General features: G+C 41.5%; 11 protein-coding genes. 3 read left to right on the top strand and 8 right to left on the bottom strand.

Annotated elements, in window-relative coordinates:
- Positions 1 to 37 precede the first annotated feature (37 nt).
- On the top strand, positions 38 to 796 hold the full coding sequence (locus tag FPL27_RS14255) for an ion transporter (protein ID WP_143961729.1): 759 nt from the start codon (positions 38 to 40) through the stop codon (positions 794 to 796).
- On the opposite strand, the gene FPL27_RS14260 is transcribed toward FPL27_RS14255, so the two are convergent.
- Positions 797 to 3,355 carry a hypothetical protein gene (locus FPL27_RS14260; protein WP_143961730.1) on the bottom strand — a complete coding sequence of 853 codons (2,559 nt, stop codon included), beginning with the start codon at positions 3,353 to 3,355 and terminating at the stop codon, positions 797 to 799.
- A 252-nt stretch (positions 3,356 to 3,607) separates the two neighbouring features.
- On the opposite strand from FPL27_RS14260, the gene FPL27_RS14265 reads away from it, so the two are divergent.
- On the top strand, positions 3,608 to 4,399 hold the full coding sequence (locus FPL27_RS14265) for an alpha/beta hydrolase (protein ID WP_143961731.1): 792 nt from the start codon (positions 3,608 to 3,610) through the stop codon (positions 4,397 to 4,399).
- Positions 4,400 to 4,437: 38 nt separating this feature from the next.
- Here the strand turns inward: FPL27_RS14265 and pgi are convergent, their stop codons facing one another.
- The 7 genes from pgi to FPL27_RS14305 form a co-directional block, all read right to left on the bottom strand.
- Positions 4,438 to 6,084, bottom strand: coding sequence for a glucose-6-phosphate isomerase (pgi, locus tag FPL27_RS14270; protein WP_143961732.1), 1,647 nt, complete (start codon positions 6,082 to 6,084; stop codon positions 4,438 to 4,440).
- Between the two features lie 744 nt (positions 6,085 to 6,828).
- Positions 6,829 to 7,563, bottom strand: coding sequence for a hypothetical protein (locus FPL27_RS14280; protein WP_143961733.1), 735 nt, complete (start codon positions 7,561 to 7,563; stop codon positions 6,829 to 6,831).
- Between the two features lie 55 nt (positions 7,564 to 7,618).
- The gene (gene acnA / locus FPL27_RS14285; protein ID WP_143961734.1) at positions 7,619 to 10,405 is read right to left on the bottom strand and encodes an aconitate hydratase AcnA; all 2,787 of its coding nucleotides are present in this window, start codon (positions 10,403 to 10,405) and stop codon (positions 7,619 to 7,621) included.
- 617 nt (positions 10,406 to 11,022) lie between these two features.
- The gene (locus tag FPL27_RS14290) at positions 11,023 to 12,003 is read right to left on the bottom strand and encodes an MlaD family protein (protein ID WP_143961735.1); all 981 of its coding nucleotides are present in this window, start codon (positions 12,001 to 12,003) and stop codon (positions 11,023 to 11,025) included.
- Positions 12,003 to 12,752: an ABC transporter ATP-binding protein gene (locus tag FPL27_RS14295; RefSeq protein WP_143961736.1), complete on the bottom strand. Its 750-nt coding sequence runs from the start codon at positions 12,750 to 12,752 to the stop codon at positions 12,003 to 12,005. The genes FPL27_RS14290 and FPL27_RS14295 overlap by 1 nt, the downstream gene beginning before the upstream one ends.
- A 3-nt stretch (positions 12,753 to 12,755) precedes the next feature.
- Complete coding sequence (locus FPL27_RS14300) at positions 12,756 to 13,553, bottom strand: MlaE family ABC transporter permease (RefSeq protein ID WP_143961737.1); 798 nt, start codon at positions 13,551 to 13,553, stop codon at positions 12,756 to 12,758.
- 80 nt (positions 13,554 to 13,633) lie between these two features.
- The gene (locus FPL27_RS14305; protein ID WP_143961738.1) at positions 13,634 to 14,002 is read right to left on the bottom strand and encodes a response regulator; all 369 of its coding nucleotides are present in this window, start codon (positions 14,000 to 14,002) and stop codon (positions 13,634 to 13,636) included.
- 435 nt (positions 14,003 to 14,437) lie between these two features.
- On the opposite strand from FPL27_RS14305, the gene FPL27_RS14310 reads away from it, so the two are divergent.
- The gene (locus FPL27_RS14310; RefSeq protein ID WP_143961739.1) at positions 14,438 to 14,905 is read left to right on the top strand and encodes a YciI family protein; all 468 of its coding nucleotides are present in this window, start codon (positions 14,438 to 14,440) and stop codon (positions 14,903 to 14,905) included.
- Positions 14,906 to 14,918 lie beyond the last annotated feature (13 nt).

The raw sequence follows: 14,918 nt of genomic DNA on the forward strand, positions 1-14,918 counted from the left end.
TATCGAATAGGAATGGGCAGTACTCACTTTTTCACCCATGAACAGCCTGAAGAAAAAAACATATCACTTACTTTCTCCCCCTGATCACTCAGGGTCAGCCAATTGGTGGGTGGATGTGTTCATCGTTACTCTTATTTTTTTGAATGTCTTGGTGATTATCCTCCGCTCCGTAGATTTTATCTATGATTGGTGGCCAGGGTTATTTGACGGTTTCGAAGTTTTCAGCATTTTGGTTTTTACCCTTGAATATCTGGCAAGGGTTTGGACAGGCAACCTCCATCCTGATTACCCCAAGGCACCTTTAGGTAATTTCAGGTTTGCCACTTCTCCAATGATGGTCATTGATTTAATGGCCATTTTGCCTTTTTACCTTCCATTTCTCGGGTTGGATCTTCGCTTTTTTAGAATTATGCGAATTTTTCGCATATTCACAATCCTACGCCTTGTAAGATTTACTGATTCACTTGACTTTATGTACAAGGTCTATAAAAAGAGGATAAGCTTTTTGGTTATTTTCAGCCTGTTCACTTTCTTTTTCCTGATCTTATCCTCCATATTGCTCTATTATGCCGAAAATAGCACCCAACCGGATGCATTCTCAAGCATTCCCAAAACCATGTGGTGGGTGATGGGAGTTATCTCCTCCGTTGGATTCGGGGAAATTGCCCCGATGACCATTTTAGGAAGGATCATCGTCTCCCTAATAGCCTTTATGGCTATCATGCTGTTTGGTCTTTCGGCAGCCGTGATAGCTTCTGGTTTTTCTGATATAATGGATGAAATGAAGAAAAACTGACTATTCCAACCTGATGGAAATCAACCCTAATCCAAAAGATTGCTGCTTTTCTTCTTCCGAAAGTTCTGGTCCAATAGAAAACTGCAAACTTTCCACTCGACTAATATCGAAGTCTTCAGGCAGATTATGCTCAAAATGATAGGGAAGAAAGCTGGGATATGGCCTTGGAAGCGTGACGGTTTTTACGGGATTTAAATACTCCAGATCAAGCTTATACTCTCCGATTTCGCTTTCAATTTCTATCATACCTCCATAAGAACTTCCATCATCCAGCACAAAAGCCACTTGAATTTTCAGCGGGTTTTCTTCCAAAGACCTACCTTTGATAACCAAAGTCGATTTGCCCGAAAGGTCCTCTCTCCTTCCCTTGATAGCATCCAAGATGTAATGCTTGAAGCTATAGTCATAAATCGGTTCCGCATTCAGGTTTTCAGGGTCTTCTACAAATAAACTTTCAATCGGCATTTGATATTCAAATTCCGACGCATGCTCTGTGGGGGCCAATCGAAAACCTTCTCTCCACTGTCTTACCAACCATTCTGAATCTGACTTTGCATCAAAAAGATGAATGGGGTATTCAGCTGGTGTAATTTTGACCTGGTAAGAATCACGATTGTAAAAATCCCAATCGGATGGACTTCCTTCCCTTTTAGCTGGGTAGGTTACATTCGTGTCATCCTGGCCTTCTACTTTAATATAGTACTCAAATAGGCCTTCATATAATAAGTCTGCTGGAATTTCCGCTTTGTAATGATAAGCCTTTATTTCCTCCATTTCAATAGGATCTCTGAATCCAGGGAGGATTTTGATGGATTCGGGTTTTTCTGAAGCGACATATCTCAATTCAATTTTCAAAGGCTGATCAAGCGAGGTAGCTTGCACGGGAGTATGCACCAAATAGGGTTTTTCAACGGTTTTCTCAGGAGCGTAAAAATCCCCAAGCTTACCTTTTCCAAATTCATCCTCGGCTTTCCAAGATTTTGAGGAGTTGGCACTTTGAATTATATAGGTTCCAGGTTCAATATCAAATGTCTTTCCACGTGCTTTGAGATCCACATAGTTTCCTTCATTGATCCCTTTGATTTGGAAATTTTCACCCAACTCAGAAAGATTGACATTTATGGGATGCTTGTCCCAATTGATCACCGCGAGAATTTTGTTTGGGCTATTTCTTCCAAATGGATCCTCTACCCAAATTGCGTCAGGCATTACTTCCAGCCTCCAATTCTCCTCATCCAGTTTGTCTAAAAAATAGGCTCCAGTCCCACCATATTTCACCAAGGGACTGTTACCCACCCCAGCTATCTGCTGGAGTTGATTTGAATTTTTCGGTTCCACATCATGCGAATTGGTATAAAGGTATTTTTCCTCCGAATTGTAAAGAGCTAAATCTGAATGATAGTCAATTTTAAAATCATCAAATTCTAAATTATCTGGATATTTCCCAAAATCGGTCCCCATAGGTACATTTCTAAAAACCTCACCGCTAATCATAAGGGAAATGGCTTTACCTGGAGTATAGGCCAAATTCATGTAATGCGTATCATACTCAGTATTGACATCAGCCATAAAAGTAGGATCGTAAGAAAAATGCGTCCCGATCTGGATTCCAGCTGTTCTGAAAGATCTTGCCATTACAGGATAGATATATGTCCTTCCTACATCGGCAGCGTCAAACTCATACACCAACTTTCCACCGGTATGTCTATCAAATGCCTCCGAGAAAGGGATATTGTAGTCATTTACATTTGGAAGCAAATTTCCTGGAATTTCTTTCTTATAGCCAAGGCCCGTTGGATACCATTGAAAAGTCCCGCCTTGCGCTCCTCCTTCAAAATACTTGTCGATAAAGTGAGTACCATGGCTAGCATTATAAAATATCGGCTTCTCCGTACCCGAAGCCCTGATCGCGTCAACCATACCTTTCACAAATTCATACACTTCGGAAGCTTCCCCACTGTGATGGGGTTCATTGCTGACCTCCACGGCAACTAAACGAGGATCAGCTTTATAAGCTATTCCCGTGTAGGGGTTAGTGTGGTTCATAAATTGTGTTAGGTAATTTTCCTGCGCTTTGATACAGTTTGGATCGGTTAAGCATTCATCCTTTCCATATTTTTCCGAAAACCCAGGTGTATCCTCATTTGGTTCCGGCCAACCATTGCCCCAAAAGGCAATTGGAGTAATCACATAGTTAATCTCCAATTCATTTAGACGATGTATGAGGTAGTCAAAATGGTCGAGGTGTTCATTCTGCAGAAGATTCCCCAAAGAGTCGCTAATTTCCGTATCCCATACGTGCACCCTATAAAGATCAAAGCCAAGGCGGATAAAGTGATAAAGGTCATTATCTATGGCTTCTTTTTGATTAATCCCTAACCTTTCCGCCGTCCGATACGCATGGGCAAATGGTACTGTGTAATTGACTCCGAATCCATGGACTTCCGAATCATCCTCGGACCATCTGATTATGCCCGATTCATCCATATAAGTACTAGATGAGCTTTGGGCAAACAGGCCTAGGGGAAAAAGTAATAATAATAGATAAAGTAATCGCATGGCAAATAGGTTTGATAAGATTGGTTCTTCAGATGCCTAATTTCCTTCTTTTTGTCCTAAAATCATACTTTTCTTATATGTAAGGTGTATTTTTAGGAGTAATTATATTTTACATGAGAAGTAAAACTATAAATACTCAATTGTCTTTTGTCTTAGCAGGTCTGTAATGACAGTGAATCAACCCACACAATCGGATAATTAGCGTTGGTTAGTATTGAAATTTGAACATAATTCAAGCAACCTATTGAAATAATGAAATACCTCTTTTCTATACTCTGTATGCTGATCGCTATTGATAGCTGGTCTCAGGAAACTTTCCATAGGAAAATTGTCAGCAGTCATCTGGGGGAAATGCGGGATGTCTGGATCACTATCCCTTCTGATTATGATTCAATCAATTCCTATCCTGTGCTTTATATGCATGATGGCCAGAATTTGGCTTATGATTCTCTGGCTTTTGCGGGAACTTGGGATTTAAAAAACAACCTATTGCAGTTGGAGGAAGAGGGGCTTAAATTCATTGTCGTAGGTATTGCTAATGGAGGAGAGAAACGCATGGCCGAGTTGTCCTGGTTTTTTAATCCTGATCATTCCTCTGGGAAAGGCAGGGACTATCTAAATTTCATTGTAGAAGAAGTCATGCCTGAAATCGAATCTACTTTTCATATTGATAAAGAAAGAATTGGAATCTTTGGTAGTAGTCTAGGAGGCTTGATCTCCATACAGGCAATGGTTGAGTTTCCTGAGATTTTTTCAATGGCAGGAGTCTTCTCCCCTGCCTTTTGGTTCAACCCTCAAACTATGGATCAATATTACCTTTCTCAAATCAAGCCGAGGTCAAGGATCTATATGATCAGTGGAGCAAAGGAGGTCTATGGAGAAATAAACTTTCCTGAAGATCAAAAAAAGGTGGATTCCACGCTTAATTCCCACTTAACCAAAAGTCAATATTATTCTAAAATCCATGAAGATGGGGAGCACAAAGAGTGGTATTGGGCAAGGGAATTTAATGATGCGATTAGGTTTTTATTAAAAGAGAAATAAAAAAGTCTTGCAGATCCGCTGCAAGACTTTTTTTATATTTATTTCCTCATTTCCTTGAAGGCGTTGATGAGACCGTTTGTAGAACCGTCATGGGAATCGATGTTACCCTCACTTTCCAACTCAGGAAGAATCTCCTTGGCTAAAACTTTACCAAGCTCTACTCCCCATTGGTCGAAACTGAAAATGTTCCAAATAACACCTTGGGTGAAGATTTTGTGCTCATACATAGCAATCAAAGCTCCTAAGGTAAATGGATCCAGCTTTTTAACCAAGATTGAATTTGTCGGTCTGTTTCCTTCAAAAACCCTATGAGGGGCTATGACAGAGATTTCTTCTTTTGACTTGCCAGTCTTTTCCATTTCACTCATCACTTTTTCCAAGCTCTGACCGTTCATCAAGGCCTCCGTTTGGGCAAAGAAATTTGACATCAATTTGATGTGATGATCTCCGATAGGATTGTGGGAAATTGCTGGAGCTATGAAATCACATGGGATCAGGTGAGTCCCCTGATGGATCAATTGATAGAACGCATGCTGACCATTGGTGCCTGGTTCTCCCCAGATGATCGGGCCAGTACCGTATTCGACTTTTTCTCCGTTCCGACTGATGTATTTACCATTGCTTTCCATATTTCCCTGCTGGAAGTAAGCGGCAAATCTGTGTAAATATTGGTCATAGGGCAAAATTGCCTCAGAGGTGGCACCAAGGAAATTAGTGTTCCAAATTCCGATGAGGGCAAGGATGACGGGAATGTTTTTCTCGAAAGGCTCATTTCTGAAATGCTTGTCCATGGCATGAGCACCTTCAAGTAGCTTTTCGAAGTTGTCATAACCAATCGCACAAGCAATCGGCAATCCTATTGCGGACCAAAGGGAATACCTTCCTCCTACCCAGTCCCAAAAAACAAACATATTTTCAGTGTCGATGCCAAATTCACCTACAGCTTTGGAATTAGTAGAAAGTGCCACGAAATGCTTTGCAATAGCAGCCTTATCCTTTGCTATAGACAAAAACCAATCCCTTGCTGTATGTGCATTGGTCATAGTTTCCTGAGTAGTAAAAGTCTTCGAGGCGATGAAAAAGAGGGTAGTTTCTGGGTCAACCTTTTTTAAAGTTTCGGCCATGTGGGTTCCGTCTACGTTGGAAACGAAAAATATCTCCAAATTCTCTTTTTTATAAGCCTTTAATGCCTCTGTCACCATCACGGGACCTAAATCGCTACCGCCGATTCCAATGTTCACAAGGGACTTAATTGGTTTTCCTGTATAACCCTTCCACTGTCCAGCCCCCACTTTATCAGCAAAGGTTTTCATTTTCTCCAACACAGCATTCACCTCCGGCATCACGTCCTTACCGTCCACCTCGATAGGGGAATTGGAGCGATTACGCAAGGCAGTGTGCAGCACAGCACGGTTTTCAGTTTTATTAATAGCTTCACCGGTAAACATCGCCTCTATAGCTGACTTTAGGTCAACTTCCTCAGCAAGCTCCTGCAAACCCTTGAAGATATCATCATCCAATCTGTTTTTGGAAAAATCAACCAGAATATCCTCGAACTGAATATGGTATTTTTGAAATCTATCCTTTTGGGCAAAAAGGGATTGAATGGTTTGCTCTTGTTTGTTTTGAGCAAAAATGTCAAGCTGTTTCCAGGCCTGTGTTTGGGTGGGATTTATATTTTTCATTTAAGATTGGTTTAATGGTTTAAAGGCATAAAAATAAGGTTTTAATCCCCAAATCGGGTAGGAGAAACGGGATTAATTCCCGTTTCGACCTCCCACACCACCGTACGTACCGTTCGGTATACGGCGGTTCCTTGCTTTACATCCTCTAAGAGAACGTGTTGACGTTGTTTTCAGTTGTCCAATGTACTCATATCACTCTTATCTATTCTTCGGGTTCCGCCCTGTTTTTATGATAAGGAGCCTCTTTTTGAGCATCTAACAGCTTTACACCGGTAACATTCATTTACTGTCAAGCGGCAAGGTTCAGCCCTTCGGAAATTGTGAGACCTCCATGGATTCTCATGGCTCATGTCCATTCCTACTATGGCTTCTGCTGACTTCTCATGGCAAGCTTTACTCCGTGCTTCATACTCCGTTTCCGCACGTCCATGAGACCTCCCGTGGGAAGGCAACCCACTTTCACTCCATGTCCCCGACTCATTTACACCCCGATGTCCGTGTAATCTTTGGACTTTGACTTGTTTAGCAGCCTCATCCCATCGGATATGCCTGATGAGGTTCGTGTTCCTCGGGGCAGAGTTTTGCCTCCAGCTTCCTTCAGATTCCACCTCGCGGTGGACACCCTTGCTCTTGGCTAGTGGTTGGCGATTACAAACCCCCACAGTGGACTTTCACCACCTAGTTGATTGCCATGCACGGCACACTAAAAAAAGCCACTCTTGCGAAGTGGCTTGTTTCAAAATTTTAAAACTGATCTATATCCTGTCTTTCCAAGGGCCTGAATTTTCTTCTCACTCCAAGCTCGTCATCTTCCATTTCTCCCTCATGAAAGGGATGTGCTTCTGCTAATCGGTCACCATCATAAAAAATTCTGGTAGCATCATTTTGTGCCAGCTTGTTAAGGGGATCCCCGTAATTATCTAGCATTACAAAAGCATACTGATAGTTTCTCAAACCCTCATCCGAAACTTCAGCACTCACTACTTCTAGACTTCTAAATCTTGCTGTATCTATTCTGTCTCTTTCATGATAAACATAATAATTTTCCACTATTGAAAACGCGGAAAACTTGTTACCGTTTCCTGACATGTATCTTTTTTCATTCGGGGAATCATAAACGATATTATCAAACTCCGGATCCACTCCTCTTACGTCCATTACCACAGATAGGTCAGACATATTTTGTTCTCTAAATCTATAATAGTAATCCTCTACCCTTTCCCCTGATTGATAAGTCCAGTTTTGCTCATTACTGGCAGTCATATAATAGGGACTGGCTTTAAATGATCCTGACACTTGAGGTGGGGTTTTACCCTCATGCATAATAAAATTCATTCTTTCAAGCTGCTGAATTCTTTCCACTGGTGCTATTTCCAGGATTTCTGGGACAAAGACTTCGTTATAGTCTTTTTGGTCATCTGATGTACAACTACTCAACGCAATAGCGCATAGGGCTACACCGCAAAATTTCCTTAACATGATTTACCTCCTTTAAATAATTAAAATATCAATAAACTTTATAAAAAAACATCCCTTAAGCATTGTCACGCTGTAAAAACTGACGAAAAACATAATTCAGGATACCTCCATGTTTGAAGTATTCAATTTCAATGCCAGAATCCAACCTACTTACAACTTCGAAACTTTTTCTTGATCCATCCTCACTCTCCACCTTTACTAAAAGCCTCTTACCAAGTTCCAAGCCTGTTTCTATATTTTCAATTGAGTATTTCTCCTTACCGGTAAGCCCTAATGTTTCCGCATTTTCACCTTCTACATACTGAAGTGGCATTACTCCCATACCTACTAAGTTACTTCGATGGATCCGTTCGTAACTTTCCGCAATGACTGCTTTTACTCCCAATAAATTAGTCCCTTTGGCAGCCCAATCCCTAGAGGACCCGCTTCCGTACTCTTTACCAGCCAATACCATCAATGGAGTGTTGGTCTCTTTATATTTCTGTGCGGCATCATAAATATTCATCTCCTCCCCGCTTGGAATGTGCATCGTGTATCCGCCTTCTTTTGAAGACAATTCATTTTTGATCCTTACATTGGCAAATGTCCCTCTAACCATAATCTCGTCATTTCCACGTCTGGACCCATAGGAATTAAAATTCGCTTTTGGAACCCCTCTCTCTAAAAGGAATTTTCCAGCGGCAGATACTTCCGAAAACGCTCCTGCTGGGGAGATATGGTCAGTAGTGATGCTATCTCCGAGTTTTAAAAGAACTTGCGCACTTCTAATATCTTGAGGTTCGGAAATTTCTTCAGAAATCCCATCAAAAAATGGTGCCTCTTTGATATAAGTTGATTTCTCATCCCATTGATAAACCGGATCCTTTGGTACCTCCAGGTTTTTCCATTGTTCATTTCCCTCAAAAATTTCTCCGTAATTCTTGTCAAAATCGCTAGGTGAAAGAACTTGGCTTACCAAGCCAAATATTTCTTCATTGCTAGGCCAAATGTCTTTTAGATACACCGGCTCCAGATTAGGGTCATACCCCACTGGTTCGGAATTTAAATCGATATCAACCCTTCCAGCTAGAGCGTAGGCCACCACAAGCATGGGGGACATCAGGTAATTCATTTTAACTTGGGGATGTACCCTTGCTTCAAAATTTCTATTTCCAGAAAGCACTGAAGCCACTACTAAGTCATTATCTTCCACAGCCTGCGCGATATGCCTAGGTAAAGGCCCACTGTTGCCAATACAAGAAGTACATCCGTAACCAACTAAATGAAACCTTAAGGCTTCTAGGTCGTCAAGGAGGTTAGCTTTGATCAGATAATCGGTAACAACCTTTGAACCTGGCGCAAGGGAGGTTTTGACCCAAGGCTTCACATCCAAGCCCCTTTGACGAGCTTTTTGGGCCACCAATCCAGCACCGATCATTACGTTGGGATTGGAGGTATTGGTACACGAGGTGATGGCCGCTATTACCACTGAGCCGTCATGAAGGGCAAATTTTTCATTATGCAACTTTACAACCACTGTCTTCAAACCATCGCGAAGTTTGGTTTCAATTTCCACTTCAGATGGAACGGTTGGAGACTGCTCAGTCGGCTGGCTGCTTCCGCCTTCTTCATACCATCGACTCACATCTCTCTTGTCAATGGGAATATATTCCCTTCCATGCACTTCGTGGAGTATTTCTCCAAATTTACTCTTAAACTCCCTAAGCAAAATCTTGTCTTGTGGCCTTTTTGGTCCCGCTACCGTTGGTTCTACATTATCAAGGTTCAAATCTACAACACTAGAATACTCAATTTGCTCCTCATCTTTTCTCCAAAGCATGTTTTCTTTACAATATTGCTCGACTAGCTTGATTTGCTCTTCGCTTCGATTGGTTTTGGCCATGTAATCCAACGTACGGTCGTCAATAGGGAAATAGGTTACTGTACAGCCAAATTCAGGAGACATATTGGCTATGGTGGCCCTGTCCGGCACAGAAAGGGTATCCAGGCCTGAGCCGAATACCTCCACAAACTTACCCACCACCCCATGACTTCTGAGAAGCTGAGTTATGGTAAGCACCATATCAGTAGCGGTAGTGCCTAGGGGAAGGGAGCCCGTAAGCTTAAGCCCCACAACTTCTGGCATGATAAAGTTAATCGGTTGACCTAGGATGGCAGCTTCAGCCTCGATTCCACCGACTCCCCACCCTACTACACCTATTCCATTCACCATGGGTGTATGGGAGTCCGTTCCCACAAGCGTATCCGGGAAAATCGCCCCATCCCGAACAATCACCCCTTTAGCCAGATATTCCAAATTGACCTGGTGACAGATACCCATCCCTGGAGGAACTACCGAAAAATTATCAAATGCAGTTTGGGCCCACTTTAGCAACTGGTACCTTTCCCCATTTCTTTTATACTCAACATCCACATTTTTCTTATAGGAATAGTTGGTTCCAAAATAGTCCACTTGGACTGAGTGATCTATCACTAAATCAACGGGGATAAGTGGATTTATCTTTTGTCCATCTTTACCCTTGCGGACGGCTTCTGCACGGAGGGATGCAATATCCACCACTGCCGGAACGCCGGTAAAATCCTGCATTAAAACCCTAGCAGGTTTGAAGGGTATATCCTTATCAGAAGGTTGCGGAGCCCAGTTGAGGATGGTCTCTATGTTATCTTTGGTAATGGCAAAGTTATCGAAATTGCGAAGGACATTTTCCAAAAGGATCCGGATACTAAATGGCAGTTTCTGAAGGCTTTTGCCCTGCTGGCAAAGCTCTGTAAGACTCCAATAATCGAGACCGCCTTGAGCAGTGGAAAGAGTTTTCTTAATATTATATGGATCCAATGACATATGATTTGAAGTAGGTTAAAAGATGATTTAATGACCGGAGAGAAAAAAGTATAGCCGGCAGAAATTTAACCTTCCTCATTAAGCTTTGTTTGAAGAAATTAGACAAACTTCAATATCCCTTATTCTAATTCAAAAATCACCTCTCGCAAAGAGATATAAACAGTTGATGGATATTATACTATACCCAATTAACTCAATCTTCACTTAATCATAAATGCTAACCAAATAGGAGTAAATTGGAGGGTATTGTAAATAAAGTGAGTCCCAGAATTATCTAAATTGACAACCAGAATGATCCACTTCATATGAAAAACTTACAATCACCTTTTTGGTATCCTTTTTCAAGGTATTACTTATCGATAGCTAATGATTTAAAGATAAATGAATAGAAACTTATCTATACTCTGCAAAGCCTCTCAGCTGAATAATTACAGAAGGTTTAAGCTCTATTCCCCTTCCCAACATTTTTAATTAAACTGTTAACAAGCACAACTGATAAGCTTACAAGGAAGGGTAAAAGAAAAAGGCCCAAAGATTTCAAACTTTGGGCCTTTTTGACTTAACCGTGACATTTAATACTTGAAATGTATTTTAAGTCAAATGAATTGCAGTTTATTTTAATTCTCTTCCTGAGCTGCCTGCTCTCTGGCCTGCCTTCTGAAATATCTTCTAAGCAACCATGAATGCTGAAGTGCCTCCAAATTCTCATCCAGCCTATCTGTACCGGATTCAAGATTTTCTAGGGTTCCTTTTAGGTACTGGGCAAATTGCTCATCATTGAGCAACATTCCCAAAGCATTATCAGTCTCCTTTATTTTCTCGCTGGCCAAATTGAAATTGGTCGCGGCAGCAGAAGCTTCTTTCGTAGTGCTTTCTAGGCTTTTTGCAGTAGCTTGAAGGCTTTTAAACACAGTAGTGTCTTTCACAAGGTTATCTAATAAGGTCCCCTCTTGGTTCATCTTTGAGGCAAAACTGGAAAGATCCGAGGTGATCTTATTACTGTTTATAGTGGTGTTCTCAAGATTACTGAGCATATTACGGAAATTGTCAGCAAGTAAGCTGTCAGTAAGTACCGCTCCTATGATACCCTCCCCTTCGCTTATTTTGCCGGTTAGATTTTTTAGGTCATTGGTAATGGAGACTAGATTTCTGTTGTTCTCCTGCAGCGTTTCCATCATCTTATCCGTATCAAGTGGCATCACCGATACTAATCTATCATCATTTTCAATAGGTGGCGCCTGAGTAGTTCCACCGTATATAACAATGATTTTGTTACCAATAAGACCATCGGAGCTGATGGTAGCTTTTGAGTCCTTACGGATAAAATCCCGTGTTTTCTCCTCGATGTTCATCTCGATTTCTACTTGGGAATCCCCGTAGAAATTGATCTTTCGCACTGTACCTATCTTCACACCGGAAAACCACACATTGTTACCCACTTGAAGCCCTGCTACATCATCAAACACGGCCTTTGCACGGAAGCTTTTGACAAACTTCTTTTGTTGACCGCCCAAGGTCATGATCCCCGCCACGAGAATTACTATCCCGATCAGCGTGAATATGCCTACGATAACAGATTTTTTATTTTCACTTTTCATCAATTAACGAAGTTATAATCGTAAAACGCCTTTATTCTATCATCAGAAGTATAGTGGAACACCTGTTCAAACTCCCCAACTGCCCCAAATTTGCCATCCAACAAGACCGCCTGCCGATCTCCCGTCATTTTTGCACATGTTAGATCGTGGGTAATCACTATGGAGGAGGTCTTATATTCGTCTCTAACCTGATTGATCAACTCATTGATGTCACCACAGGTGATGGGGTCAAGCCCTGCCGTAGGCTCATCATAAAGCATAATTTCAGGTTCCAAGATCAATGTCCTGGCAATACCAATTCGCTTTTTCTGCCCTCCAGAAAGCTCCGATGGCATCTGGTCAATAGCTTGGCTAAGGCCTACCGATTCCAGAACACGGCGGATTTTCTTATCTTTTTCACTCTCAGAAATGTGTTTCACATTCCTGACTAGAGGAAACTCAAGATTTTCCCGCACCGTCATACTATCATAAAGTGCACTGTGCTGAAAGGAAAAACCTATCTTAAGCCTCAGTTTATCCAATTCTTTTGTAGGAAGGCTGTTTACCTCCTGACCAAAAACCGTCAATGAGCCCTCATCTTGGGCCAATAAGCCGACCACTATTTTAATCAATACCGACTTACCCGTTCCTGATTTTCCCAATACTACAAGGTTCTCCCCTTTGTAAAGATCCAGATCTACTCCCTTGAGTACATGCAGGTCTCCAAAAGATTTCTTAAGCCCCTTTATTTCTATTACCTTCTCCCTCATCGCTTAATTAAATCTAAAGAAATTAACAATCTGCAATGCTAAAAGCTCCTCGATAAAAATGAGGAACATGGCCATCACCACCGCCGCATTTGCAGCCTTGCCCACACCCTCCGTTCCTTTAGAGGATGTGTAGCCCTTATAGCAGCCTACAATTCCTATGGTAAAGCCGAAAACGGTTGATTTTATCAGAGATGAAAAGATGTCCAAGAAAGTCAAAGCCTCAAAAACCTCTACAAAAAAGGTTGTAAGGCTGGTGAGTTCGTTTTGATGCACATTGATAAAAGCCCCCATAAGGGCTACAAAATCCACATACATCACCAGTAGCGGTATCATAAAGGTAGAAGCCAACACCCGGGTAACTACCAAATACTTGAATGGGTTGGTAGCCGATACCTCCATTGCGTCAATCTGCTCGGTCACTTTCATGGAGGCAATTTCTGCTCCTATACTCGATCCTACCTTTCCCGCAGCAATCAGTGCTGTCACCAAAGGCCCCATAGCCCTCACAATCGCAATTGAGATCAATGCAGGCAACCAACTGGTAGCCCCAAACTCTGTCAACGAAGGTCTAGATTGATTTGTGAAAACTATTCCGACAATGAAACCCGTAAGGGATATCAATGGAAGTGATTTTACCCCGATCTCATAACATTGTCGTAGCACTTCTCTAAACTCGTAGGGAGGAAACCATACCTCCACAAAAAAGCGCTTCATAAACCTGAAGACACTCGCCAGTTCAATGAAGAATTGATCTATTTTTTTGGATATAATGTAATTTCTCTCAGCTGTGTTTCCTGCCATCTTTTAAATACAAATCAAAATGCGAAACTACTAAATCTCATGCTTAGAAGTCTCTTAAAAAAGCATAAAAGTTGTCTTTCTCAATTCAAAAGCACTTCTACTTCATTTTTGTTCAATGGCTTGATTAAAAAACCGCTGACCAACCTATACTTTTTACTCTTTTCCACGTCGTCGACATCCATGCTGGAGGTAAGCATTTTGACATCCAGCTCAATCGCTTTGGATTCCAAAATCTCCAAAAATTCCCAGCCTTTCATTTCCGGCATATTGATATCCAAAAGCAAAAGGTCTGCCTGATTTGTGGCCAACCATTCCAACGCCTTTAGGGGATTTTCAAAAAACTGGAGTTGCAAATCGGGACTGCTCCGCAAAAGGATTTTCCTGTTGATCATGTGCTGCACTTTGTCATCATCGACAATGACCACTGTCTTGATTTTATCGGAACTCATAATGTGATTTTGACTCGAACTAATACGAAACCGAATGTAGGAAAATTTGGCCTCAAATGTGGTAAAAATGCTCAAAAACTTGATTTAGCCTAACCGTAATTATTTAGTCTAGACTAATTTAGATAAGACTAAAAAACTCTTAACACATTAAAAACGTATAACTTAAATCATCTAATATAAAGTAATTTATCACCCTGCCACTTTTCCTCTGCCTTCTCCAGGGCATTTAAGAAATTGGGGGACTTCGCTCGCTTTGAACTAGTAGATTTGAATAATAGAAGGGGACTTATGCTCCTTAGAGTAAGCCCCCCCTTACCTAGGTTCACCCCTTCCGCTGCCTTTCCCTGAAGGAAAACCATCTATGACTCTTGTTAATTAGATAGCCAGGGGACCAGAAAAAATTGAGTAAATTGCCTTTCTAAACTTAAAAGATCAATGAAGACTCAAAGACAAATCCTGGGATTAGCTTTCCTTCTCCTGCCCCTTCTTTTCTGCCAAAACCTAGCTGCTCAAGAGACCTATGATCAGAAGCTGGCCGAGCAATACAAGGCCGATGACTATGGAATGAAAACCTATGTGATGGCTTTTCTCAAAAGAGGTGAAAAAGTGGAAAAATATAGCCCCGAGGAAAGAACGAAAATCCAAAAAGGACATATGGAAAACATCAGTCAATTAGCGGCGGAAGGCAAGCTGGTTTTGGCCGGCCCCTTCATAGACGGGGATGACCTTCGGGGGATATTCCTATTCGATGTAGCCACCATAGAAGAAGCCGAGGAGCTTACCTCACGAGACCCCGCTATAAAAGCCGGAGTATTAAGAATGGAGTTAATTCAATGGTATGGTTCAGCCGCACTAATGGCCATCCCTGAGCTAAGTAAAAAAGTCCAGAAAAAAAGCTTCTAAAAATCAAAAGGCC

It is taken from the genome of Litoribacter populi (genome assembly GCF_007483685.1).
Lineage (GTDB): Bacteria > Bacteroidota > Bacteroidia > Cytophagales > Cyclobacteriaceae > Litoribacter > Litoribacter populi.